Origin of the sequence: Flavobacterium gelatinilyticum, assembly GCF_027111295.1 — a bacterium.
GTDB classification, from domain to species: Bacteria; Bacteroidota; Bacteroidia; order Flavobacteriales; family Flavobacteriaceae; genus Flavobacterium; species Flavobacterium gelatinilyticum.
Genome location: NZ_CP114287.1, coordinates 3,030,388 through 3,054,483, shown reverse-complemented (window position 1 = coordinate 3,054,483; position 24,096 = coordinate 3,030,388). Strand labels below are relative to the sequence as shown.

Below are 24,096 nucleotides of genomic sequence, written 5' to 3'. Positions count from 1 at the left end.
TATAGGGTGATTAAAGTATAAAAATACGATTATTTTTTTTGGGAAGCTTTATATTCTAAATAATCTTCATAATTTTCTGAAAGCCATTTTTCCTTGTTTTTTTCTGCAACTTCTTTTTGGTCAGGATATAATAAAACAAGTCTGTCTGAGAATGCGGCAATTTGAACCGTATAGGCGTAAAACTCTGTTTTGGTCAAAAGAACTGCCGGATCATTTTTTCGGCTGAAAAAATCAAAAAAAAGACTGTCAAATTCTTTCATAGAGAAATTTAGAACTTTTTTCTTATTACTTTTATAAATGCTGTCCTGAAGTAATTGATCGTCTACAGAAATTTTTCGGGATTGGGCATGCAGATCTGCACCTGTATAAAAGTGCAAAAATGAAAATAAGATTAGATATAAAAGCCAGCGCATTTTTATTGATTTTTAAAAATGTAAGTGCAAATTTACAAATTTATGGATTCACTACTGTTAATATTAGGGTTTATATGTATGATTGTCGGGATTTTTGGCAGTTTTATACCTGTTTTACCGGGCCTTACAGCTTCATGGGCCGGGTTATTGCTTTTGTATCTCACAAAAGCAGTCGAAATGAATTACTGGGTTTTAGGAATCACATTCGTTATAATGGTAGTCATTACCATTCTTGATTATGTTATTCCGGCCAAAGGAACTAAGAAATTTGGAGGGAGTTCGTATGGAGTCTGGGGAACCAACATAGGATTGATTATAGGTATTCTGGCTCCAATTCCTTTTGGAGTAATTATCGGACCGTTTGCAGGCGCTTTGATTGGAGAAATGATGTACGATTCTAAAGATCATAAAAGAGCTTTGAAAGCTGCAACCGGCTCGTTTCTTGGATTTCTTGCATCAAGTTTTATTAACTTTTTGGCAGCGGTTATTTACTTGGGCCTATTTTTGAGCGTGGCATGGAAATTTCGAAACATTTTATTTTAATTATGTAAAATCATCTAAGGTTTTTTCTTATATTTTTTATTTTTTAGGAAAATATTGAAATTTTTTAGAAAAAATTTTCATTTCATTTTGATAACTAAAGGGTTATGTTTACTGGTAGTTACAGAATTTGTGGCGGAATATAACGATTTTATAACAGGATTATTTTAACTTATTTTTTGGATATGTTAAAATATTTTATATTTTTATCTCGATAAACGATAAAAAGCCTCACTTTATCGATTATTTTGACCGAATATAAATAGTTATTTTTTAAGTTATGAGTATGACCCCAAACCTACAAATTGAACTTAGACGTTTCATATCTTCAAACGTCGTTTCCAAATTAAACAAATTTTATTTCGAAAATGATGCCCTTTTGATAAAAGGAATCGATGTTTCAATTGGTACAGTTTTAATGGGACTTTATAATAAGGCAGAAGAAACGGGATTTTATAAAACAATTGTTTCATTTGTTGAAGATAACTCAAGCTTTTATCAGGAAATCGATTTTACATCTGGAAGAATCTTATCAGTCGACGACTGCTACAGACTGGAAGGAAACCCAATCTTAAAAGAAATTTTTACCAACAAAAAAGGAAGAATTTCAGAAATGATTTCAAACGAAGTCGGCATTAAAAGCGAAACAGCCCGCGAAATACTTAACTTTTCTGCATTACTTGTTATCTCTTATCTTAAAAATAACATTCAGTTATTAGACAGCTTAAAATTGCTTCTTGAAGAGCAAAAAAGAGATATCTTAAACAGCATTCAGCCCGGCATTAAAATTATCCTTGGATTTTCATGTTATGAAACTGTCGAAGACAAGAATCAATCTATCGGTAGATCAATTTTTACACTTTTCGGACATAACTTTTTTAGTTTCTAAATAAAAAATCCCGTCTTACAAAAGTAAAACAGGATTATATTGAAATCGATTTGAAACGTTTCTTAAGCGTTTTTCAAATTGATAATTTCCTGACTTGTCAAAAAGCGCCAGTTTCCTCTTGGCAGATTCTTTTTGGTCAATCCGGCAAAAGAAACACGGTCAATACGCAGTACATCATAATCCAGATGTTCAAAAATCGCACGGACTACTTTTACATTTGAAGTACGTAATTTTAATCCTACCTCGCTTTTTGCTTCTTTTTCGATATAACTGATTTCTTCAACCGTAACGCGGTGTCCGTCTATAATCAAACCTTTACTTGCTTTTTCTAAATCTTCAAACTTTAAGTTTTTGTCTAAAGAAACCTGATAGATTTTAGAAGATTTTTGATTCGGTAAACTAAATTTACGAATCATATCGGTATCGTTTGTAAACAACAACAATCCAGTCGTGTTTTTATCCATACGCCCAACAGGAGCAATTTTTGCATTTGTGGCACCACGAACAAGCTCCAGGACATTACGAAATTCCTGTCCTTCGTCTAAAGCCGTAGTGAAATTTTTAGGCTTATTAAGCAAAATGTATTCTTTCTTTTCCGGAGTCAGCGTTACACCGTCAAAGTTAACAACATCGTTAATCTTTACTAAATAACCCATTTCTGTTACCACAGCACCGTTTACTTTTACGTTTCCAGACTGGATATAGATATCAGCATCACGACGTGAGCAAACCCCTGAGTTTGAGATGTATTTGTTCAGACGAATTTCATCCGAAGCCTTTTGTCTCTTAGCAGGCTGATTTTGCTTTCTCAGTTTTTCAGCTGCTGCTTCCTGAGCCGCTTTAACTTCAGGTTTTACTTTTTTAGGGCCTTGCGCGCGCTTAGGCATAGGAGGTTTTGGCTTGCTTGAGTTTGATCTTGAGCTGTTTGGTCTCGATCCGCCTCTTTTATTATTGCCTTCCTTGTTGTTCATAAAATCATTAATTTGTGCAAAGATAGTTTTTTCCTGCTAATAAATCTTAAGTTCAATGTTCTTAGATTACTAGCCATAATTTTTATATAGATTAGAAGCATCGCATCAGGCTTTTTTACAGGCATGGTTTCCCGCTTTTGTTTCAATCTTTTGCGGTCTCGTTAGAAAAAAAACGAGACCGCAAAAGGATTTTCACGTCAATCGGGGCTGGATTCAAACAATCGGCTTTTTTTAAAGATTTGCTTATTTCTCAAACCCGGCCCAAAGTCACATAAAAAACTTTGCGAATTCTAAGTAAAACCCTTTTGTGTATCACTGTGGTAAATCTAGTTTAATAATTGGAAATCAAATCACGTCCGTGCCATAAAACACTCGGGTTTATCAAAACAATACAGAAAACTCCCGAAACAATCAGAAATTTTAAAACATTATGAAGTAATAAAAACTGCTCTTTCGAATTTGACTTCCATAAATAAAGCAGAAAAAAAAGCAGTACAATAAAACAAACATAAAAGTAAATATCCATGTACCCCACATCGTAAATATTCACCAAAATGTAAACCGGAATAATCGTTAAAAACGTCAAAACCGTAATAATCTGTTTCGAAACCGTTTCGTTATACGTAATCGGGATAGTGTGATAATCATTTGCCAAATCACCTTTTAAGTTCTCCAGATCCTTGATCATTTCCCGGATCAAAAGCAGTAAAAACAAAAACATGGCATGTGCCGAAATTACCACAAAATGACTGCGGTGATTTTCAATTTCTTCAAACGAAATCGAATTGTAGAAATATAATAAAATGGCAAAAAATGGAATTACAGCCATGAATGCTGCAGTTAAATTCCCTACAATTGGATATTTCTTAATTTTATGAGAGTAAAACCAAATCAGGAAAATATAAGCCGAAAAGAATAAAAAAGCACGCCAGGAAACAATTCCGGCCATTAAAACGGCCAGAAAATTAAGGCTGAAATAAACCGTTAATTTTGTTTTCTGGCTCACCAGACGATCCAGCATAGATTTGTTGGGTCTGTTTATTAAGTCTTTACGGCTGTCGTAAAAATTATTGATAATATAACCCGATGCAATCGTAACCGCTGAGGCGAAAACAATCAGAAACAGATAGAAATCCAATAAAATATCAAGCGCTCTTTTCTCGGGAGCCAGAATAAATATCGCCGATAAATACTGCGCCAGAATAATAATTGGAATGTTATAACCGCGTACCACAGAAAACAGGCTGACAATTTTCATTACCAAAAGTTTTTGCTGTCTGCTTAACATAAATTACAATTGTGATGGGTTAGATGAAGTAAGTTAAAAGTTATTTTTTGATTCTAAAATTCAGAGTTTGTTTTTTAACAATTCTTTAGAACCGTAGCCTAATTTCCGAATGCAGGCCAAAGCTTGTTTTTGAGTAATATCGATTTCTTTAATATCTTTTTTCTCTACGAAAACCACTGATCCGCTCCACGGATTTGGCGCATCCGGAACAAAAACAGTAAAGTTGTTTTCGTTTATCTGCTCTATTAAAAAAGCAAACTGCCAGCCGGCATCAGTAGGAACTAAGATGACTTTTAAATCTTTGTTGGATTCAATTCCCAGAATATTTTCATTTATGCCTTTCATAAACGAATAGCCGGGAACGAAACTCAAAATGCCGTTTTCTATTTTTAGAATCAGTTTTTTAGCAAATGCAGTTCGGGCTAAAATACCTGCAATAAAACAAAAAAGAATGATGAGTAGTATTCCAACCAGTTCCCGAAGTGCTAAACCTAAAACGTGTATTCTTGGCAGATTGTCAACAAGAGGCAGCGTTACTTTTTGAATAATGTGATATCCTTTTTCAAGAATAACCAGAAGTACAACCAATGGAACCAAAAAGAGAATTCCGCCTAAAAAAGTTGCTTTGATTATTTTAAAAATGCTTTTCATAATACATAACTTTTTTAGGATGAATACTTATGAAAATCTACTCAAATAACGTCTGCTTTAAAGGAGTTAAAACTGATATACAACTTCTAGTTTATAGTCTTTTAAAGAAACTTTAGCACGTTCTAAATCTTCAGTAAAACCTAGTATATAACCGCCTCCGCCAGAACCGCAGAGTTTTAGGTAATAATCGTTGGTATCGATTCCGTGCTGCCAGATTCCGTGAAATTGTTCCGGAATCATTGGTTTAAAGTTGTTTAAAACTACTTTAGAGAGTTTTTTAGTATTGGTAAACAAAGATTTCATATCGCCGTGCAGGAAGTTTTCTACGCACGCATCGGTATATTTTACAAACTGGTTTTTAAGCATCGCACGGAAACCTTTGTCTTTTAGGTTTTCCATAAAAATGTTAACCATAGGAGCGGTTTCGCCCACAATTCCTGAATCTAATAAAAACACAGCCCCTTTTCCGTCAAAACTTTGAGTCGGGATTCCGGTTGCTTCAATATTGTCTTTAGAATTAATCAGGATTGGAATGCTCAAATAGCTGTTTAATGGGTCTAAACCAGAACTTTTTCCGTGGAAAAAGCTTTCCATCTGCGAAAATATATTTTTTAACTGTAATAGTTTTTCACGCGTAAGATTTTCCAAAACCGTGATTTTGTTCGTAGCATATTTATCATAAATAGCCGCTACAAGTGCACCGCTGCTTCCTACACCGTATCCCTGCGGAATACTGGAATCGAAATACATTCCGGTTTCGACATCTTTTTGCAGGGTTTCTAAATCGAAAGTGACCAATTCCGGCTGCTGAGTCTGTAAAACTTCAAGATAAGAAGCAAAACTTCTTAAACTTCTGTTTGATGAAACTGCTTCTGCCGAAGGATCTTCGCTTTTTTTCAAAGCGCCGTTATAAAAGTTATAAGGGATAGAAAGTCCTTTAGAGTCGCGGATGATTCCGTATTCTCCAAAGAGTAATATTTTTGAGTAAAATAGTGGTCCTTTCATAATTGAAAATGGATAATTAACAATTGATAATTATATATTTTTTGAGGTTTTTACGATGCTTGTTAATAATCGTAATAACTCTGTTATTTTTGGTTTAATATTTTGAAAATCTATCTCAGACAGATATTTCGTTTCATGCAGCAAATCTAACCAATATTCAGTTTCGTTTGCTTCTTTTAATGAAATGGATAATTTATGAATAAAATCAGCTTTGCTTTGAGCATGTTCAGCTTCTCTAACATTTGCTCCAATTGATGTTCCTGAACGGAGCATTTGTCTAGATAGAACAAATTCTTTTTTCTCAGCTAAAACTTTATAAAGATTAACCACTTCAATTGCAAAAGCAAAGGATTTTTCTTTAATAACGTTTTTTCTCTCCATAAATTTAATCAATTATTAATTAACAATTGTCAATTATCAATTAATAATGCACCGCTTCCAATTTTGTCGCAAATGTACTGACCATTCTGGCAAAATACAATTAATTCGTCCTGAATAAATTGTAATACTTTTTCGGTAACGTTTTCGGGATATAATACATGCACATTTGCACCGGCATCAAGCGTAAAACATACCGGAATCTCGGTTTCGTTTCTGAATTTCCAAATCGCATTTATGATCTGCAGTGTGTTTGGTTTCATCAGGATATAATACGGCATCGAAGTCATCATCATGGCGTGTAAAGTCAAGGCTTCACTTTCTACGACTTTGATGAATTCTTCGATATTTCCGCTTTCGAAAATGGCGATTAATTTATCCAGATTTTCGTGTGCCTGTGCAAAACGTCTTTCTGCATACGGATGATTGTGCATTAAATCGTGTCCAACGGTGCTTGAAACTTGTTTTTCGCCTTTATCAACCAATAAAATCGTGTCTTGGTAATTCTTAAAATTTTCATGAATAGCATACGGAAATTCAACTCCAAATAAATCAGTACTTCCTTTAATGTTGGCCTGATTACCCCAAACTACTACATTTCCTTTTACGCTTCGGCAGGCGCTTCCTGAACCTAAACGAGCCAGAAATGAAGCTTTTTGATAGAAATATTCCTCTGTCATTTCCGGGTTTAGTTTTCTTTCCAGACTCATAAAATTCATTGCCAAAGCCGCCATTCCGGAAGCCGAAGATGCAATTCCTGAACTATGAGGAAATGTATTTTGAGTATCAATTGTAAAATGATAGTCTTTTAAAAATGGCAGATACACTTCAACTCTTTCTAAGAACTTCTGGATTTTTGGTTTGAAATCTTCTTTTGGTTTTCCTTCAAAAAGTAAATCAAAAGAAAAAGTTCCTTGATTTTCTTTTTTCGAAAAAGCCAATTTCGTAATCGTTTTACAATTGTTAAGGGTAAAACTTACTGACGGATTTGCCGGAATCTGATTGTCTTTTTTTCCCCAATATTTAACTAATGCAATATTGCTTGGAGCGCTCCATTCAAAGTTTCCGTTTTCGATTGTTGAAGTATATGGATTTGGTATAAAATCAGCTGCTGAATACATGAATTATAAAATTTTGTCAAAGATAGTTTTTTCGCCATATAAGTCATAATAAGAAATATAAGTTGGTTTTGCTAAAATGAACTTAAATTTTTTACCATATAAGTGATATAAGAAACTATAAGCAGCTTTACTAAAATGAGCTTACATCGCTTATATGGTCTAATTTTTTCAACGAGTGAGTCATATAAGAAATTATAAGTTGGTTTTGCTAAAATGAACTTAAATTTTTCACCATATAAGTGATATAAGAAACTATAAGCAGCTTTACTAAAATGAACTTACATCACTTATATGGTTTAATTTTTTTCAACGAGTGAGCCATATAAGAAATTATAAGTTGGTTTTGCTAAAATGAACTTAAATAACTTATATGGTTTAACTTTTCTTTTGACTATTTTTGAACTGCAAAATTTAATACCATGAATAAGTTCGTAAAAATCGCCATAGCTTTAGTAATTTGTTTAACAGTAGGATATTCTGCCGGAGTGGTTACAAAACCAAGTATTGCAACTTGGTATGTAACTTTAGAAAAACCGGTTTTTAATCCGCCAAACTGGATTTTTATGCCGGTTTGGACCATGCTTTACATTTTAATGGCTATTGCAGCAGCTTTAGTCTGGGACAGAATAAAAGAACAGACCGAAGAGGTTAAAAAAGCATTGCTTTTCTTTTTGATCCAATTGACACTAAATGCGATTTGGTCTTATTTATTCTTCGGATTAAAAAATCCGATGCTGGCTTTAATCGAGATTATACTCTTATGGCTGCTGATTTACGAAACGTATTTAAAATTCATCAAAATCAATAAAACAGCAGGTTATTTATTGATTCCGTATTTGGCCTGGGTTGGATTCGCATCGGTTCTGAATGCCAGTATTTGGTGGTTGAATAAATAAATTTTGTTTTAGGTTTTCCTTGTTTCAAGTTTGAAAAAAGACTATCAAAATCCCTTAATGAATTCAGTAAATTCACCTTTATCAAACAGAACGGGACCGTGACCAAAGCACAATATTTTGGGTTGTAATGAAGCCAATTTTAGAATCGACTTTCGATTCGTTTCTTGATCTGAAGTGAATAAATTGGGAGGTTCATGCAAGCCGACTTTTGTTGTTAAAAGATTCATATTGGTCATAACATCTCCAACAATTAAAACACCATCTTTTTCTCTGAAAAAAGATAAATGACCTCGAGAATGTCCCGGAGTTTCGATAACCGTAAATCCGCCAATTTGGTCGCCTTCTTTTAAAGTTTGAGAAACCAAATGTCCTTTTCCAGCCCAGAAATTCTTCTGAAATTGGGATATAATATGATTCGGATTTGGATATTCTGTAATTACATTTCCATTCTCAGCGAATTCTTTTTCAGGTTCGCTGCATAAAAGCGGTATATTAAGTGTTTCACAGATTATTTTACTGCTTCCTTGATGATCGGCGTGGGTGTGCGTTAGTGCATGTTGGGTAACAGATTTACCTTTTATTGCTTTTAATATTTTACTGGCAGAAGTTCTAATTCCGGCATCAATTAAAACATCTTCAATCAAGTAACAATTGATGGCGTTTCGGGGGAATAATGGTATTTGGTAAACGTCTTTGGCAATATTCTTCATCTTTTCAAATTTTGTTTTGACAAAGATTCGAATTCAGTTTTTCAATCCACTTGATAAATGTTAAGAAATGTCCTGACGGATTCTGCTCAACGATTCGGGAGTAATTCCGAGAAAAGATGCGATATAAATTAAAGGCGTTCGCTGAATTATTTTGGCTGGAGCCGATGCTAAAAAAGTCTGGTATTTTTCTTTGGCAGGAATCATTTGAAGTTTTAAAACACGATCTGCCATGCAAAGGTAATTCTGTTCGGCTAAAATTCTTCCAACGCGTTCCCAGTTCGGGATTTGGTGATACAGAAACTGCATTTTTTCGAAAGTAATCGAAAGCACTTCGCAATCTTCGATGCACTGAATATTTTCAAATGATTGTGTCTGATTGATAAAGCTGGAATACGAAGCAATAAAACCTTCATCACAGCTTAAATAGGTTGTGATTTCTTTTCCATCTTTTAAGTAATACACTCTCGCCAATCCGTTTAAAATGAAAAAAATCTTGTTGCTGATTTTTCCCATTTCCGAAATATATTCTTTGGCATTAAAGGTTTCATATTCAAAACAAGAAGCAATTGTCTCGATTTCATTTTCAGAAAATGAGGCAATTGCTGTGATTTGTTTTTGTAATGAGAGATGCATTTTTATAAAATCTCAATCAATTCTGAAGCCCTATTGACAACCAGTTTTGCACCGCTGTTTTTCAATTCTTCTTCTGTTCTATAACCCCAAGTAACCCCAACAGGAAACATATTGGCATTTACTGCGGTTTGCATATCAATATCAGAATCTCCTACAAAAAGAATTTCTTCGGGTTTTAAATTCCATTTCTTGCCAATTGCTAAAGCTTCAAACGGATTTGGTTTTTTAAGTGCTTCTGTGCTCAAACCAACCGCTGTATCAAAATGATTTGGAAATATTTCCGATGCTATTTTCTTTGTCAATTCATCGGCTTTGTTCGAGAACACGGCCATTTTAATGTTTTGTGATGTCAGATTTTCTAACAACTCGACAATTCCGTCGTAAGGTTTTGTTTTCAGCGTGCAGATTTCGCGATATTCGTTAATCATACATTCAAAACAAATTTCGATCTGTTCGTCTGAATTGTTAGTTGAAGGAAGTGCTTTGCTAACCAAATTTCGCAATCCGCTTCCAATAAAATATTGATAGGTTTCGTAAGTATGAGTTGGGTAATTTAGACCTTGAAGTACTTTGTTCATCGCATCTGAAATGTCTTCTAATGAATTGACTAATGTGCCGTCTAAATCGAAAATAATTCCTTTAAATTTCATGTTGTATTAAATATTTTGAGCTAGAATAAACCCGCTTGTCCAGGCATTCTGAAAATTAAATCCTCCTGTTATGGCATCGATATTGACAATTTCACCAGCAAAATAAAGGTTTTCGTGAATTTTGCTTTCCATTGTTTTGAAGTTGATTTCCTTTAAATCGATTCCGCCAGCCGTTACAAATTCCTCCTTAAAAGTACTTTTTCCGTTGACTTTAAATTCGGCTTTTGTTAATTGTGAAGTTAGGTTCTGCAATTGGTTTTTAGATAAATCTGCCCATTTGGTTTCCGCATCAATTCCAGAAGCTAAAACCAAACTTTCCCATAAACGATTCGGGAAATCGAAAGGAGATTTTTTAGAAACTGCTTTTTTAGCGTGTTCCTGTTTTAAGTCTTTTAGGATTTTCTCTGCATCTTCAAAATCAACGTCATTTAACCAATTTACAAAAATGGTAAACTGATAATTTTTATCGTGCAGAATGCGCGCTCCCCAAGCCGAAAGTTTCAAGATTGCGGGGCCGCTCATTCCCCAATGTGTGATTAACAAAGGTCCTGTCGATTTTAATTTGGTGTCTTTTACCTTTACGGTAACTTGTGCTGCAACACCAGGCAATTCTTTAATTCGCGGATCTTTGATGTTGAAAGTGAATAGGGAAGGAACAGGGCTGACAATAGCGTGACCATGTTCCTGAAGCATTTCCCAGATTTTTGGGTTGCTTCCTGTAGCCATAATCAGTTTTTCAGTCGCAAAATTTTCGTTTTGAGTATCAATTTTCCAGTGATTTTCTTTCTTGAAAATCGACTGAACGCTTTGTCCTGTCAATACTTTAATTCCGAGTTTATCAGTTGCTTTTAAAAAGCAGTCTATAATAGTTTGTGACGAATTAGAAACCGGAAACATTCTCCCGTCTTCTTCGATTTTTAATTCGACACCGTGTTTTTCAAACCATTCAATCGTATCTCCGGAACAGAATTGATGAAACGGTCCGCGAAGTTCTTTTTCGCCTCTTGGGTAAAACTTCACTAATTCGTTGGGCTCAAAACAAGCGTGTGTAACGTTGCATCGTCCGCCTCCAGAAACACGGACTTTAGAAAGGACTTCTTTTCCTCTTTCTAAAATGGCGATTTTAAGTTTCGGGTTTTTCTCAGCAATATTAATTGCGGTAAAAAATCCTGCAGCGCCTCCGCCAACGATGATGATATCGAAATTTTTAATCATATTTTGTCTGGATTATCAGAGATAATTCCGTTTACTTTATAACTTTTTACTTTTTGAATGTCTTCTTCGGAGTTTACTGTCCAAGGGAAAACCAAGAATCCTTTTTCCTTTATTTGCTGAACGTTTTCTTTATTCAATAACTGAAAATCGGGATGAATTGCTTTTGCTTTTATCGATTCGGAGAAAGCCAAAGCATCATCAACATTTTCTTCTGTTAAAACACCAATCGGAATATTTGGATTTAGTTTTTGAACCGCTGTTAAAGCATTCCAATCAAAACTCGAAATGATAAAATGGTCATAATTCCAGCCTTTTTCATTGATGTATTCTTCAATTAACGAAACTACATTTTTTGAAGTATCGGCGTTTTTTAACTCCACATTGATGAAGCATTTTTTATCGACTAAATCAAAAACTTCGTTTAGGGTAGGAATCTGAAGTTTGCCAGCTATTAGAAATGATTTTAATTCGGCTAAAGTGTATTTGTTGATTTCACCTTTTGCGTTGGTCATTTTGTCGATGGTTTCGTCGTGCATTACGATTATATGTTCGTCAGCACTTAGGTGAACATCTAATTCGATGCCGTCTGAATGTAGATCTAAGGCTTTTTGAAAAGCTTGAAGTGTATTTTCAGGTTCGTATGCTTTTGCACCTCTATGAGCTATTTTTAGCATTTTCTGAGTTTTTTTCTAACCGCAAAGGTCGCAAAGTTTTACGCAAAGGTCACAAGGAATTTATTAAAAATTATATAGCCACAGATTATACGGATTAACACAGATTTTTAAATCCTTTTTAATCCAATAATCTGTGGCTAAAAAAATATAGCGTGCTTTGCGCTTTTTCCTTGCGACCTTTGCGGTTAAGTTTTTTAAATCTTTTCTAATAAAACAATTCCGAATTCGCTGTCAATAATTACTTTTCCATCAACAACTTCTGTTACTTGATTAGAGAAACCATCGCGTAATTTAGTTCCGTTTTCGAAAAGAGAATACACAGAAAGCTCCTTACGTCCTTCAGGTAAATCCAAACCAATTAGTACTTTGTCTGTAAATGATCCTTTAGAATAGATTCGTGAAAACAAATAAGGTTGACTGCTTAATTGTTTATGAACTCCAGCTCCAACTGCAGGATGATTTCTTCTAAACTGACCTAATTTCTGCCAGTGAGAAAGCATTTTCTGCGTATCTGGATTATTTTGAATATCGTTCCAATTCATGTTCGAGCGTAAAGTTGCATCACCTTGAGTTCCTTCAACAACCAAAGAACGATTGGATTCGTCTCCGTAATAAACCTGCGACATTCCAGGAGAAAGCAAAAGTTTTGTTCCTGCCTCAAAACCTTTCACACGATTAGCATCAAAAGGCTGTCCGTCATCATGAGAAGAAACATAATTAAGAACCGAAAATCCTTTTAATTCATTATTTAAATGATTGGAATATTTTGAAAATAAAGTTTCATAATCGCTTTGTCCAGCATTCCATTTAAATTCAAAATTGATCATGCTGTTGAAGCCATTTTGGAAATAATTGACTTTTCGATCTCCAAAATCATAATCTTGCCCGCCGCTTATTCCATAACCGTAAACTTCGGCAATGGTGTAAAACGGATTCTGATCTAAAACCTGCATTGGATGGTGTTTTTTCCAGGTTTCAAAAGCGTAATCACATTCTTTTTTGAAATCGGCCCAAACGCCTTCTTCGGTGTGTTTTACCGTGTCTGCGCGATAACCATCAATTCCAAATTCTAAAATATAATCAGTAAGCCATTTTATAATGTAATATTTCGGACTTCTTGGATAACCTGTTCTTTTGAAAAATTCATCTAACGAAGCAATTTCTTTTTCGTAACGTCCTTCTTTTTTCCATTTTTCGATTAAAAACGGAGGTAATTCTACATTTTGAGTGCTTTCGGTTTTTATATCCGGAAGATTTTCGACTAAAGTACACATTGTTGTTGTTTCAAACGATTTGTAATCGCAGACAACGCCGGTTCTTACCCAGTCAGAAGGCCAAACGGGATCTTCTGGAGTTACTGGTCCTGTGTGATTGATTACGCCATCCAGAACTATCCTGATACCTCGTTCGTGTGCTTTTTTTACAAGTTTGGCTAAATCTTCTTTGGTTCCAAAGTTTGGATCGAGAGCTGTCCAATCTTTTGCCCAATAACCATGAAAACCATAACTCAATCCAGTTCCTTCATCAACACCATCGTGGATTTGCTCTACAATCGGCGTAAGCCAAATAGCATTGATTCCTAATTTTTCGAAATATCCTGATTCGATTTTTTTAGTGATTCCGATGATGTCACCGCCTTCAAATCCGCGAAGTTTTCCAGGCGTTTTGGTTCGGTTGAAATTTAAATCGTTTGATTTATCGCCGTTGTAAAAACGGTCTGTAAGTAAAAAATAAACATTTGCTCCTTCCCAGACGAAAGGTGTTTTCGAAGTATTCTTGTTATTCATTGTAACTGATTTTGAGCCAGAACAACCCGTAATTATGAATACTAAAGATAAAAAAAGGAAAGTGTATTTTTTCATTATTCAGGATTTTTTGTTTTAAAAAATAGCCGCGACTCGAGCGATAGCGAATAGGCGAAGCAATTCACGAATTATTTTTTGACAATCTTAGAGAGTAAAAATTCGTGAATTTGTGGTGGAAAATTTTTAAACACATAGATTCATAGGCTTTACTTATCTTGAAAAGATTTAAATAAATGATTGATCATTTACACATAGTTTAGCGGGCTAAAACTATGTTTGTTTAAATAAGTGAAACGCCTTTATTGAGCTAGAAAATCTATGTTTCTATGTGTTTAAATAAAATTTATTCCAATTCTAAAACCAAAGCTGATTTTGGTTCCAATTTAATTTCAGAAGCTAAATCGAAAACGTTCCCTGTGATAACATCTTTTCCTGATTTAAAGTTTTTGATGCTTTCTTTGAAACGGTTTGTTTTTACAACCTGTTCTTTTGCATTGTTGTTGAAAACTACCATTACCGTTTTAGCATCTGTATATCTGAAATATACATATGTATTATTTTCAGGAATATAATGTGTCATTTTTCCGAAATGAACCGCTTCGTTTGTTTTTCTCCAGCTGAATAATTTTGAACTGAAATCAAAGTACGCAGCTTGTTCCGGAGTTCTTCCTTCTTTTGTAAAAGCGTTGTTTTTGTCGCCAGCCCATCCGCCTGGGAAATCCTGACGAATATCGGCATCTCCGCCTTTGCTTTTATCACCGCCCATTCCAATTTCTGAACCGTAATAAATTTGTGGGATTCCACGAACTGTAGCCAACAAAGTCATTGCCAGCTTGTATTTTGGTAAATCGTATTTGAATTTATCATTCATACGATCTGTATCGTGATTTTCGGCAAAAACCAAAATATTATTGGTGTTTGGATATAAGAAATCCATCGCAAAATTGTTGTAGAATTTGATCAATCCGCTGTCCCAGTTTGGTTCGTCTTCGTTGAAAGCAGAAGTGATCTGACTTTGAAGCGTAAAATCCATTACAGATGGAAGGTTTGAATTGTAGTTTTCAATTGCTCCAATTTTACTGTCTTTCTGCCAAAAAGCTAAATTCGCCTGATTGTGCATCCAGATTTCGCCCACAATATTAAAATTAGGATATTCAGTTGTAATTGCTTTTGCCCAATTTGCCATTGCGGTTTTATCTGAATAATTATAAGTATCTACACGGAAACCATCAAGATTTGCATACTCAATCCACCAAATCGCGTTTTGAGTTAAGTATTTTGCAACAAGAGGATTTCTTAAATTCAAGTCTGGCATAGATGGCACGAACCAGCCGTCAACACAAACTTCCTGATCGATTTTTGAAGCATGAATATCTGTAATTACTTCACGTCTGTGGTGTGTTTGTGTGTAGTTTTCAAATTGATTAAGCCATGATTTTGTTGGTAAATCTTTAACCATCCAGTGTGTAATTCCCCAGTGATTGGTAACATAATCCATAACCAGTTTCATGTCTTTTTTGTGCATTTCAGAAGAAAGACGAACATAATCTTCATTTGTTCCGTAACGAGGGTCAATTCTGTAAACATCAGATTGTCCGTAAGTGTGGTACGAATGTTGTTTGTCGTTGTCTTCGCATAAAGGTGTGCTCCAGATTGTAGTGGCACCAAGAGCCGAAATATAATCTAGGTTTTTGATGATTCCTTCGATATCGCCGCCATGACGTCCGCTTGGATCTTGACGGTTTCCTTTTTCAGTTAAAGAAGCATCGCTGTCGTTTTTCGGATTTCCGTTTGCAAAACGATCCGGCATGATTAAGTAGATTAAATCTGATGCATCATAGCTTTTTCTGTCGGCAGAATTCGCTCTTCTTTCTTTAAGCGTATATTTTTGTTTAAAAGCAACTTTGTTATTGTTTTTAAATGAAAAAACTAATTCAGAAGCTTTTACATCTTTCGTATCAATGGTTATGAAAAGGTAGTTTGGGTTTTCTGTTTTTTCGACATTTTTAATCGCAACATTGTTGGAAACCGAAGCTTCGTATTGCGAAATGTTTTTTCCGTAGAACATAATCTGCAGTTCCGAATTTTTCATTCCTGCGTACCAGAAAGGTGGTTCTACTTTTTGGATTTGTGCTTTCGCAGAAGCGGAAAACAATAAAACCAATAGGAGTAAATTATAGATAAGTGATGTTTTTTGGTTTTTCATAGTTTGTATTTTAAAAATTCTTGAAGAATTAATTGTTACTATTTTTAATCGGAGGTGATGGAGGCGGTGGCGGAAAAACTAAATTTGAAGTTACATAATTTATATGCTTCTCAGTTTCTTTTAATACGAGTTGTTTCTTTATATTACCAATCCAATCTGAAATTGAGTCAAGCTCTTTTGGAACTTCATGACTATGAACTAATATTGTTTTAGTCTTATTATTTTTCTTAATTTCTAGAGCATATAAACTTCCATCAAGGTAGTCTTCATAATACTCTGATTTGTATTTAAATAAATTGACTCTCCCTATGTAGTCATATAACTTTGATTTTTCTTTCAAATTTATAATTCCATAGTATTGCGTTTTACTTTTTGGTTGAGAAATACTATCATCAAAATTTCTTCTAATCCATTCTTGATATACATATACAGTATCATTTTCGGTGAATTTAAGAGAATAAAGTTCACTAAATGTTCCCCCAAAAGAATATTCAAATGAGTCAAATGCTTTCTCTTTTTGGCTACAACTAAAAAGTAATAAGCTTATGAAAATGATTATTGACTGTTTCATATTATTTAGATTTCTTTTGCTTGAGCATCCATTTGTATATTTCAGGTTTTGTTTCGTATAAATACTGAATTTCATGACCTTCATTTTCTAAACGGGTAAACTTGAAATTTTTATTGCTTTCGCAGGATTCCAGATCTTTTGCAATTCTTTCGGTTTCACTAAATGGAATTTTATCATCGGCAGTTCCGTGAAAAGCCCAAACAGGAATTTTACTTAAATTACAGATTCGGACTAAATCGCTGTCGTTTACTCCGCCGCAGAACGGTACAATGGCTGCAAATTTGTCTGGAAAATCCAATGCTGTAATGAATGTTCCATAACCTCCCATGCTAACTCCTGTTAGATAAACTCGGTCTGTATCGATTCTGTATTTCGAATTTAATTCGGCATAAAGCGATTCAAACCAATTCTCAGTTGACCAGTATTTGTTATCCGGACATTGCGGAGAAGCTATTATAAAATCGAAATTCTGACCTTTTTCTACTAAATAGGGTAGACCGTAGATTTTCAGTTTATTCAGATCGTTTCCTTTTTGCGAACCTCCATGCAGATAAATTACAAGCGGATATTTCTTAGTGTCTTTTGAATAGTTTTTTGGCAGATATAACAGGTAATCATATTTTGCCGCAACTTTGTTTTGGGAATATAGATTGATTCCTGAGAAGGTTATCAAAAGAATTAGAAATTTTAACTTATAATTCATTGTACAGGTCGTTTTTTCGTTCGTTCCTGCAAGGTTTTCCAATCCTTTTAGGATAAATAGGCTGCTATAATACCTAACAGGCTTTTAAACCTGTTAGGATATGTTTTAACAATTTAAAAAAAAGACAAGTAAATCTTGGGGAGGATTACTTGCCTTTTTGAAGTGTTATTTGGTTTCAATAATACTAATCGCGTAACCTCCTCCGGGAGCAGATAACTGCGATAATTTTGATTTATTAGTTACAGCGATTTTCTTGATGGTATAAGCTTGCGGATTTGTTTTGTAATGCGCATCTTTTGCATCAGCATAAATTGTTGCTGTATATTTTTTACCTTTTTCAAGGAAACTGAAATCGATGTTTGATGTACGAGAAGTTTCTCCGTTTACGTTTCCAACGAACCAGTTGTTTGTTCCTTTTGCTTTACGGGCAACAGTGATAAAATCTCCGGGCTCAGCCTCGATATATTTACTTTCTGACCAGTCTACAGCGACATCTTTAATAAATTGGAATGCATCCGGGAAACGGTTGTAGTTCTCAGGAGTATCAGCAGCCATTTGTAATGGGCTGTACATGGTAACGTATAAAGCTAATTGGTTACAGATTGTACTGTTTACATGCGATTTGTTATCAGGATTCATTTTGCTGATATCCATTTCGAAGATTCCAGGCGTATAATCCATTGGTCCACCGATTAAACGTGTAAAAGGCAATACAGTAACGTGATTAGGTTTAGAACCTCCAAACGCTTGGTATTCTGTTCCTCTTGCCGATTCGTTTCCAATTAAGTTTGGATACGTTCTTGCGATTCCAGTTGGACGAACAGCTTCGTGAGCGTTTACCATAATTTTGTAATCAGCTGCTTTTTCAATAGCATACTGATAGTGGTTTATGATCCATTGGCTGTAGTGGTTTTCACCTCTTGGTAAAATATCACCTACGTAACCGCTTTTTACAGCATTGTACCCATTATCGTTCATGAATTTGTAGGCAGCATCCATGTGTCTTTCGTAGTTACGAACAGATCCTGATGTTTCGTGGTGCATGATAATTTTTACACCTTTAGATTTTGCATATTCGTGAAGACCTTTTACGTCAAAATCCGGGTAAGGAGTTAAGAAGTCAAAAACATAATCTTTAGAATGCCCAAACCAGTCTTCCCAGCCTTCGTTCCATCCTTCTACTAAAACAGCGTCAAAACCGTGCTGTGCGGCGAAGTCAATGTATTTTTTTACGTTAGCATTGTTTGCTCCGTGCGTTCCGTTTGGTTTTGCTTTTGCGAAATCTGTAACACCCAATTGAACTGTTGGGTAATCGTTTGTGTATGACCAAGAGCTTTTTCCTGTAATCATTTCCCACCATACACCAATGTATTTTACTGGTTTAATCCAGGAAGTATTGTCAATTTTTGAAGGATCATTTAAGTTGTAAGTCATTTTTGATGAAAGAATTTCTCTTGCATCATCGCTCACGATAATTGTTCGCCACGGCGAATGATTTGGTGCCTGCATATGACCTTTATCTCCTTTTGCATCAGGAGTTAACCAAGATTCGAAAACTAAGTTTTTGTCATCTAAATTCAAGTGCATACAAGAATAGTCAATCAAAGCCGCTTCGTGCAGGTTGATGTAGATTCCGTCAGCCGTTTTCAACATCAAAGAAGTCTGCACTCCTGTTGGCGAAAAAGATTTTTGAGAAACGTTTGCTGTGTATGCTTTTTGAGATAAACCTCTAATTTCTGATAATTTAGATTTTGTGTAATCGTATTCCTGAGTATCGTAATCTCCAGGAATCCAGAAAGCTGTATGATCTCCAGTCATGGCAAATTGAGATCTTTCTTCTTTGATTACAAAGTAAGTAAGGTTCTTTTGCGCTGGGAATTCGTAACGGAAACCTAAACCATCATCAAACAAACGAAAACGAATTACGATTTGTCTGTTTGTGCTTTTTTGGTTTAAAGTAACTGCCAATTCATTATAGTGATTTCTAATGTGATCTACTTCTCCCCAAACTGGTTTCCAGGTTTCGTCAAAAGATGCGGTTTTGGTATCAGCAATTGTAAAGTCGTTTAATAAAGATTTTTTATCATCTTTAAGTTCAAGACCTAATTTACTGGTTTTTACAACTTCTTTATTTTTATATTTTAAATTGTAAGTTGGAGTTCCATCGCTTTGAAGCGAAAATTCCATTACGAACTTTCCTTCGGGAGATTTTAATTGCTGCGCTTTAGCAATCGTGCTCATCGCAAACAAAACTAAACTGGCGAAAAATAAGTTTTTCATGTTTTTTAGATTTTAGAGTATTGTAATTTAATTTATTTGTACAAATTTACTTGCAATTACAGGATTTCCATTCACTACAATTGTTAAATCTTGTTCACCATCTACAATAAAAGTTGTTTCGTTATGATTTACAGATACTTTAAGAATTTGGTTTCTGAAATTAATTTTAAACGAATACCCTTTCCATTCTTTTGGAATTTTTGGTGAGAAATGAAGCTGGTCATTTTTAACACGCATTCCTCCAAAGCCTTCCACGATACTCATCCATGTACCGGCCATTGACGTGATATGACAACCTTCTTCGACTTCTTTGTTGTAATCATCTAAATCCAAACGAGAAGTTCTTAAATAAAATGTATATGCCATGTCCATTTTATCTAAAGCCGCAGCCTGAATCGAGTGTACGCAAGGCGAAAGCGAACTTTCGTGAACTGTAAAGGATTCGTAAAATTCGAAATTGCGTTTTAATTCTTCTTTAGAAAAATGATCTTCGAAGAAATAGAAACCTTGTAAAACGTCGGCTTGTTTGATGTATGGCGAACGCAACACACGGTCCCACGACCATTTTTGGTTAATAGGGCGTTGAGAACGATCTAAATCTTTTACAGGAACTAAATCTTTGTCTAAGAAACCGTCTTGCTGTAAGTAGATTCCAAGTTCTTCAGAAACCGGGAAATACATATCGTCTGCCACTTTTTTCCATTCCTGAATTTCTTCGGCAGAAAGATTCACTTTATCCATTATCCTTTTGTGATCTGCAGGATATTCAGAAGCTACTTTAGTGATTTGTTCCGCAGCAAAATCAATACACCATTTTGCAATATAATTCGTGTAGAAGTTATTGTTGATGTTGTTTTCGTATTCGTTCGGGCCTGTAACTCCAAGAATTACATATTGATTTTTGTCTTTAGAGAAAGAAGCTCTTTGATGCCAAAAACGCGCAATTCCAATTAATACTTCTAAACCTTTTTCCGGAATATAAGAGTAATCTCCCGTGTAACGGTTGTAGTTGTAAATCGCAAAAGCAATCGCTCCGTTTCTGTGAATTTCTTCGTGTGTGATTTCCCATTCGTTGTGACATTCTTCACCATTCATGGTCACCATTGGATATAAAGCCGCTCCGTTTTTGAAACCTAAATTGTCTTTTGCATTTTCAATTGCTTTATCCAATTGATTGTAACGGTACGTCAATAAATTTCTTGCAACCTGCTGATCTTTTGTAGCCATGTAAAACGGAATACAATAAGCTTCAGTGTCCCAATAAGTAGATCCTCCGTATTTTTCTCCGGTAAATCCTTTTGGACCAATATTTAATCGGCTGTCTTTTCCTGAATACGTTTGGTTTAACTGGAAGATGTTGAAACGAATTCCTTGCTGCGCCTTAACATCACCTTCAATAGTAATGTCTGACATTTCCCAAACTTTTGCCCAGGCATCGATTTGGTTTTGAAGCAGCGTTTCGTAACCTAACGCCACAGCAGATTTAATTACTTTTTCGGCTCCAGCCAAAGTATTTTCGTGATTTAAAGAAACGGTGTAACCTCCAATTTTTTGGATTGTTGAGGTTTGTCCTTTTGCAATGATAGTTCCGTAAGTATACTGAACTTTATCGTGCGTTGAATCGATTGTTGAAGGCGAAATATGAGCATCTTCACCATTAGCAAAAATCGTATTGTGCATGAAAGTAGTTACTTTGAAATGCGTTTTGAAAGTCTGAGCTGTTACAAAAGCTTCGTTTGTGCCTTTTTTAACTTCAAGAGGTTCCCAGAATTTTTCTTCCCAGTTTGCATCTTCATTGGTTACACCTGCATCGATATACGGTTTGTAAACAATTTTTGCATCTTTGTTTAATGGCGTAATATCATATTTTATTACTCCGGCTTCATCTAAATCCAGTGAAAGGAAACGACGAATATTTACCGCAATTTCGGTCCCGTTTTTAAGAACAGCTTCAAAAGAACGATTGTACCATCCTTCTTTCATATTCAATTCTCTGCTAAAATTTCTAACTTCGGTACAATTATGTAAATCAAGGTTTTCTTCGTTGATTTCTATGTCAATTCCAATCCAGTTTGGGGCATTTAGAACTTTGGCGAAATATTTCGGATAACCGTTTTTCCACCAGCCCACTTTTGTTTTGTCCGGATAATAAATTCCTGCGATGTAACTTCCCTGAAAGGTTTCGCCGGAATAGGTCTCTTCAAAATTTGCACGCTGTCCCATAGCACCGTTCCCGATACTGAAAAGACTTTCAGACGATTTTACTCTTTCTACGTCAAATCCTTCTTCGATAATCGACCAATTGTCTGGTTTTATATAATCTTGATTCATTTGTTTTTACAGTGTTTTTTGTGATTGATTGATTTATGATTGATTGATTAAATTTTTTATTTGTTGATTAGTGATTTTATAAAGTTTTCGTCGATATGAGTAAAATCTTTAAAAATATAATCAGCTTCATGCAGAATTGTTTCCTCGCCAATTCCAACACTTGCCATTTCTGCAATGTTAGCTGCCTGAATTCCGGCAACAGAATCTTCAAATACGATTGAATTTTTTGGGTCAATCTGTAATAATTGGGCTGCTTTTAGGAAAACTTCAGGATCTGGTTTTGCATTGGTTACATCGTTTCCGTCGACAATAACATCGAAGTACGAAATGATTCCGGTTTTTTCCAGAATCGGTCTTGCGTTTTTACTGGCAGAACCTAATGCAATTCCTTGATTTTGATCTTTTAACAGCTGCAGGATTTTAAAAACCCCCGGAAGGATTTCGCTTTCATCCATGTCAACTAAGTAAGATAAATAATCTTCGTTTTTTTGAATAAGCCATTTGTCTTTGTCTTCCTGAGAAGCCTGAACATTTCCTAATTCAAGTATAATATCTAACGAACGAACGCGGCTTACGCCTTTTAAAAGTTCGTTATGTTCGTGGGTAAAATTTATATTTAATGACTGAGCGATTTTCTGCCAGGCCAAAAAGTGGTATTTAGCGGTGTCTACAATAACTCCGTCAAGGTCGAATATAAATGCCTTTTTGTTCATTATAGGAAAAGTTCTTTTTGATTACGATTTTTGAAAGTCGTCTACATCTTTTACTTTGTAGACTAATGCAGCGGCAATTAGGAAACTTACACCGCTTGTAATAAGGGCGTAAATTGCATCACCATTGTAAACGTATTTTACAATTGGCCCTCCAATTAGCGCATTTACGATTTGTGGGATTACAACAAAAAAGTTGAAGATTCCCATATAAACACCCATTTTTTTAGGTGTTATAGATCCTGCAAGAATAGCATAAGGCATAGCAAGGATGCTCGCCCATGAAATTCCTATTAAAATCATTGGCAGTACAACCCAGTTTTCATTTGGCATGAAATAAATAGATATTAAACCAATTCCTCCAATAACCAATGAAAGTGAATGTGTTGATTTTCGACCGATTTTTTTTGCGATGTAAGGCAGGAAAAACAAAGCTACAATGGCAGAAACTAAGTTGTAAACCCCAAATAGAATTCCAACCCAGTCACCTGCATCCTGATACTGCTGGCTTGAAGTGTCTTCTAACGGTAGTCCGTAAATATGGTGAGCAATGGCCGGAGTAGTAAATACCCACATTCCGAATAATCCAAACCAGGAGAAAAACTGCACCCAGCTAAGCTGGCGCATTGTTGTTGGCATTTTTGCAAAATCGGTAAAGATGTCTGTGATTTTTGATTTTTCCTCAGAATCAGAAACCACCTCATTTTGCGGATCTTCAAATTTTGCCAGTTCTTCCGGAGAGTATTCTTTTGTTGTGAATAGCGTTACTAAGATCGAACCAATTAAAACCGCAGCGCCTATTATAAATGACAGCGTGAGGTTTAAAGGAACACTTCCCGGGACTGTGCTGTTAGGCACATCAAAATATTTTGTTAGAATATAAGGTAATGCTGAACCAATTACGGCTCCAAAACCAATTAATGAAGTTTGGATACTAAATCCTGCCGTACGCTGATCTGTTCTTAAGTTGTCGCCAACAAGGGCACGAAACGGCTCCATGGCAATGTTGAAAGAAGCATCCATGATCATCAACATTCCGGCTCCTACCCATAAAGCGGGTAAAATAGAAATGAAAATATTGGCCTGAGGCATTAAAATTAATCCTACCGAAGCCAAGATAGCACCTACTAAAAAGAAAGGTTTTCTTCTTCCGAATTTCCCCCACGTTTTATCGCTGTAGTGGCCAATAATAGGCTGTACTATTAATCCCATCAGGGGAGCAATAATCCAGAACCATGAAAGTTCATGTACGTCGGCACCAAAAATTTGAAGAATTCTGCTGGCATTTGCATTTTGAAGTGCAAACCCCATTTGTATTCCTAAGAAACCGAAACTCATGTTCCAAATTTCCCAGAAACTTAATTTACGCTTTTCCATATCGTAATTGTGAAAAATTATACGATAAGCGCTTTGCTTATCAAAACTTGCTGTTTTTTTCGAAGTAAAACTAAAAGCC

Annotated in this window: 23 protein-coding genes; 3 read left to right on the top strand and 20 right to left on the bottom strand. The window is 35.1% G+C overall.

The window, feature by feature from the left end:
• Nucleotides 1-29: 29 nt before the first annotated feature.
• Entirely contained in the window at nucleotides 30-413 is a 384-nt protein-coding gene (locus tag OZP11_RS12910) for a hypothetical protein (protein ID WP_281230975.1), read from the bottom strand.
• A gap of 42 nt (nucleotides 414-455) precedes the next feature.
• Between OZP11_RS12910 and OZP11_RS12905 the strand changes: the two genes are divergently transcribed.
• Nucleotides 456-956: a DUF456 domain-containing protein gene (locus tag OZP11_RS12905; RefSeq protein ID WP_281230974.1), complete on the top strand. Its 501-nt coding sequence runs from the start codon at nucleotides 456-458 to the stop codon at nucleotides 954-956.
• 283 nt (nucleotides 957-1,239) lie between these two features.
• Nucleotides 1,240-1,842, top strand: a complete 603-nt coding sequence (locus OZP11_RS12900; protein ID WP_281230973.1) for a DUF937 domain-containing protein — start codon at nucleotides 1,240-1,242, stop codon at nucleotides 1,840-1,842.
• Between the two features lie 62 nt (nucleotides 1,843-1,904).
• Here OZP11_RS12900 and OZP11_RS12895 read toward each other — a convergent pair whose 3' ends face one another.
• The 6 genes from OZP11_RS12895 to OZP11_RS12870 all read right to left on the bottom strand — a co-directional run bounded on the left by OZP11_RS12895 (nucleotide 1,905) and on the right by OZP11_RS12870 (nucleotide 7,256).
• Nucleotides 1,905-2,813 (bottom strand): pseudouridine synthase, encoded by a 909-nt coding sequence (locus OZP11_RS12895; protein ID WP_281230972.1) that lies wholly within the window; start codon nucleotides 2,811-2,813, stop codon nucleotides 1,905-1,907.
• Between the two features lie 331 nt (nucleotides 2,814-3,144).
• Nucleotides 3,145-4,101, bottom strand: coding sequence for a geranylgeranylglycerol-phosphate geranylgeranyltransferase (locus OZP11_RS12890; RefSeq protein WP_281230971.1), 957 nt, complete (start codon nucleotides 4,099-4,101; stop codon nucleotides 3,145-3,147).
• Nucleotides 4,102-4,161: 60 nt separating this feature from the next.
• Nucleotides 4,162-4,752: a DUF502 domain-containing protein gene (locus OZP11_RS12885; RefSeq protein ID WP_281230970.1), complete on the bottom strand. Its 591-nt coding sequence runs from the start codon at nucleotides 4,750-4,752 to the stop codon at nucleotides 4,162-4,164.
• 66 nt (nucleotides 4,753-4,818) lie between these two features.
• Nucleotides 4,819-5,757, bottom strand: a complete 939-nt coding sequence (locus tag OZP11_RS12880) for a mevalonate kinase family protein (RefSeq protein ID WP_281230969.1) — start codon at nucleotides 5,755-5,757, stop codon at nucleotides 4,819-4,821.
• 30 nt (nucleotides 5,758-5,787) lie between these two features.
• Entirely contained in the window at nucleotides 5,788-6,138 is a 351-nt protein-coding gene (locus OZP11_RS12875) for a four helix bundle protein (protein WP_281230968.1), read from the bottom strand.
• Nucleotides 6,139-6,167: 29 nt separating this feature from the next.
• On the bottom strand, nucleotides 6,168-7,256 hold the full coding sequence (locus OZP11_RS12870; RefSeq protein ID WP_281230967.1) for a diphosphomevalonate decarboxylase: 1,089 nt from the start codon (nucleotides 7,254-7,256) through the stop codon (nucleotides 6,168-6,170).
• 419 nt (nucleotides 7,257-7,675) lie between these two features.
• Here OZP11_RS12870 and OZP11_RS12865 point away from each other — a divergent pair, with 419 nt between their 5' ends.
• On the top strand, nucleotides 7,676-8,152 hold the full coding sequence (locus OZP11_RS12865) for a TspO/MBR family protein (RefSeq protein ID WP_281230966.1): 477 nt from the start codon (nucleotides 7,676-7,678) through the stop codon (nucleotides 8,150-8,152).
• Between the two features lie 44 nt (nucleotides 8,153-8,196).
• Here the strand turns inward: OZP11_RS12865 and OZP11_RS12860 are convergent, their stop codons facing one another.
• The 13 genes from OZP11_RS12860 to OZP11_RS12800 form a co-directional block, all read right to left on the bottom strand.
• The gene (locus OZP11_RS12860; protein WP_281230965.1) at nucleotides 8,197-8,862 is read right to left on the bottom strand and encodes an MBL fold metallo-hydrolase; all 666 of its coding nucleotides are present in this window, start codon (nucleotides 8,860-8,862) and stop codon (nucleotides 8,197-8,199) included.
• 60 nt (nucleotides 8,863-8,922) lie between these two features.
• Entirely contained in the window at nucleotides 8,923-9,495 is a 573-nt protein-coding gene (locus tag OZP11_RS12855) for a Crp/Fnr family transcriptional regulator (RefSeq protein WP_281230964.1), read from the bottom strand.
• A gap of 2 nt (nucleotides 9,496-9,497) precedes the next feature.
• Entirely contained in the window at nucleotides 9,498-10,145 is a 648-nt protein-coding gene (locus OZP11_RS12850) for an HAD family hydrolase (protein ID WP_281230963.1), read from the bottom strand.
• Between the two features lie 6 nt (nucleotides 10,146-10,151).
• Nucleotides 10,152-11,360 carry a BaiN/RdsA family NAD(P)/FAD-dependent oxidoreductase gene (locus OZP11_RS12845; protein WP_281230962.1) on the bottom strand — a complete coding sequence of 403 codons (1,209 nt, stop codon included), beginning with the start codon at nucleotides 11,358-11,360 and terminating at the stop codon, nucleotides 10,152-10,154.
• Nucleotides 11,357-12,034 carry a glycerophosphodiester phosphodiesterase gene (locus tag OZP11_RS12840; RefSeq protein WP_281230961.1) on the bottom strand — a complete coding sequence of 226 codons (678 nt, stop codon included), beginning with the start codon at nucleotides 12,032-12,034 and terminating at the stop codon, nucleotides 11,357-11,359. The genes OZP11_RS12845 and OZP11_RS12840 overlap by 4 nt, the downstream gene beginning before the upstream one ends.
• 194 nt (nucleotides 12,035-12,228) lie before the next feature.
• Entirely contained in the window at nucleotides 12,229-13,896 is a 1,668-nt protein-coding gene (locus tag OZP11_RS12835; RefSeq protein WP_281230960.1) for an alpha-amylase family glycosyl hydrolase, read from the bottom strand.
• A 286-nt stretch (nucleotides 13,897-14,182) separates the two neighbouring features.
• Entirely contained in the window at nucleotides 14,183-16,045 is a 1,863-nt protein-coding gene (locus tag OZP11_RS12830; protein WP_281230959.1) for a glycoside hydrolase family 13 protein, read from the bottom strand.
• A gap of 28 nt (nucleotides 16,046-16,073) precedes the next feature.
• A complete protein-coding gene (locus OZP11_RS12825) occupies nucleotides 16,074-16,616 on the bottom strand; it encodes a hypothetical protein (protein WP_281230958.1) in 543 nt (180 codons plus the stop codon).
• 1 nt (nucleotide 16,617) lies between these two features.
• On the bottom strand, nucleotides 16,618-17,361 hold the full coding sequence (locus OZP11_RS12820; RefSeq protein WP_281230957.1) for a carboxylesterase family protein: 744 nt from the start codon (nucleotides 17,359-17,361) through the stop codon (nucleotides 16,618-16,620).
• Nucleotides 17,362-17,484: 123 nt separating this feature from the next.
• Nucleotides 17,485-19,599, bottom strand: a complete 2,115-nt coding sequence (locus OZP11_RS12815) for a glycoside hydrolase family 97 protein (RefSeq protein WP_281230956.1) — start codon at nucleotides 19,597-19,599, stop codon at nucleotides 17,485-17,487.
• Between the two features lie 27 nt (nucleotides 19,600-19,626).
• Nucleotides 19,627-21,930, bottom strand: a complete 2,304-nt coding sequence (locus OZP11_RS12810; protein WP_281230955.1) for a glycoside hydrolase family 65 protein — start codon at nucleotides 21,928-21,930, stop codon at nucleotides 19,627-19,629.
• Between the two features lie 56 nt (nucleotides 21,931-21,986).
• The gene (pgmB, locus tag OZP11_RS12805; RefSeq protein ID WP_281230954.1) at nucleotides 21,987-22,643 is read right to left on the bottom strand and encodes a beta-phosphoglucomutase; all 657 of its coding nucleotides are present in this window, start codon (nucleotides 22,641-22,643) and stop codon (nucleotides 21,987-21,989) included.
• A 21-nt stretch (nucleotides 22,644-22,664) separates the two neighbouring features.
• A complete protein-coding gene (locus tag OZP11_RS12800) occupies nucleotides 22,665-24,017 on the bottom strand; it encodes an MFS transporter (protein ID WP_281230953.1) in 1,353 nt (450 codons plus the stop codon).
• Between the last annotated feature and the right edge of the window lie 79 nt (nucleotides 24,018-24,096).

Excerpts from the sequence above, each read along its gene's own strand:
- OZP11_RS12830 (WP_281230959.1), bottom strand. The coding sequence starts at position 16,045 with ATGAAAAACCAAAAAACATCACTTATCTATAATTTACTCCTATTGGTT.
- OZP11_RS12825 (WP_281230958.1), bottom strand. The coding sequence starts at position 16,616 with ATGAAACAGTCAATAATCATTTTCATAAGCTTATTACTTTTTAGTTGT.
- OZP11_RS12880 (WP_281230969.1), bottom strand. The coding sequence starts at position 5,757 with ATGAAAGGACCACTATTTTACTCAAAAATATTACTCTTTGGAGAATAC.
- OZP11_RS12895 (WP_281230972.1), bottom strand. The coding sequence starts at position 2,813 with ATGAACAACAAGGAAGGCAATAATAAAAGAGGCGGATCGAGACCAAAC.
- OZP11_RS12815 (WP_281230956.1), bottom strand. The coding sequence starts at position 19,599 with ATGAAAAACTTATTTTTCGCCAGTTTAGTTTTGTTTGCGATGAGCACG.
- OZP11_RS12890 (WP_281230971.1), bottom strand. The coding sequence starts at position 4,101 with ATGTTAAGCAGACAGCAAAAACTTTTGGTAATGAAAATTGTCAGCCTG.
- OZP11_RS12845 (WP_281230962.1), bottom strand. The coding sequence starts at position 11,360 with ATGATTAAAAATTTCGATATCATCATCGTTGGCGGAGGCGCTGCAGGA.
- OZP11_RS12875 (WP_281230968.1), bottom strand. The coding sequence starts at position 6,138 with ATGGAGAGAAAAAACGTTATTAAAGAAAAATCCTTTGCTTTTGCAATT.
- OZP11_RS12900 (WP_281230973.1), top strand. The coding sequence starts at position 1,240 with ATGACCCCAAACCTACAAATTGAACTTAGACGTTTCATATCTTCAAAC.
- OZP11_RS12800 (WP_281230953.1), bottom strand. The coding sequence starts at position 24,017 with ATGGAAAAGCGTAAATTAAGTTTCTGGGAAATTTGGAACATGAGTTTC.
- OZP11_RS12905 (WP_281230974.1), top strand. The coding sequence starts at position 456 with ATGGATTCACTACTGTTAATATTAGGGTTTATATGTATGATTGTCGGG.
- OZP11_RS12855 (WP_281230964.1), bottom strand. The coding sequence starts at position 9,495 with ATGCATCTCTCATTACAAAAACAAATCACAGCAATTGCCTCATTTTCT.
- pgmB (WP_281230954.1), bottom strand. The coding sequence starts at position 22,643 with ATGAACAAAAAGGCATTTATATTCGACCTTGACGGAGTTATTGTAGAC.
- OZP11_RS12850 (WP_281230963.1), bottom strand. The coding sequence starts at position 10,145 with ATGAAATTTAAAGGAATTATTTTCGATTTAGACGGCACATTAGTCAAT.
- OZP11_RS12840 (WP_281230961.1), bottom strand. The coding sequence starts at position 12,034 with ATGCTAAAAATAGCTCATAGAGGTGCAAAAGCATACGAACCTGAAAAT.
- OZP11_RS12865 (WP_281230966.1), top strand. The coding sequence starts at position 7,676 with ATGAATAAGTTCGTAAAAATCGCCATAGCTTTAGTAATTTGTTTAACA.
- OZP11_RS12810 (WP_281230955.1), bottom strand. The coding sequence starts at position 21,930 with ATGAATCAAGATTATATAAAACCAGACAATTGGTCGATTATCGAAGAA.
- OZP11_RS12910 (WP_281230975.1), bottom strand. The coding sequence starts at position 413 with ATGCGCTGGCTTTTATATCTAATCTTATTTTCATTTTTGCACTTTTAT.
- OZP11_RS12835 (WP_281230960.1), bottom strand. The coding sequence starts at position 13,896 with ATGAAAAAATACACTTTCCTTTTTTTATCTTTAGTATTCATAATTACG.
- OZP11_RS12860 (WP_281230965.1), bottom strand. The coding sequence starts at position 8,862 with ATGAAGAATATTGCCAAAGACGTTTACCAAATACCATTATTCCCCCGA.
- OZP11_RS12885 (WP_281230970.1), bottom strand. The coding sequence starts at position 4,752 with ATGAAAAGCATTTTTAAAATAATCAAAGCAACTTTTTTAGGCGGAATT.
- OZP11_RS12870 (WP_281230967.1), bottom strand. The coding sequence starts at position 7,256 with ATGTATTCAGCAGCTGATTTTATACCAAATCCATATACTTCAACAATC.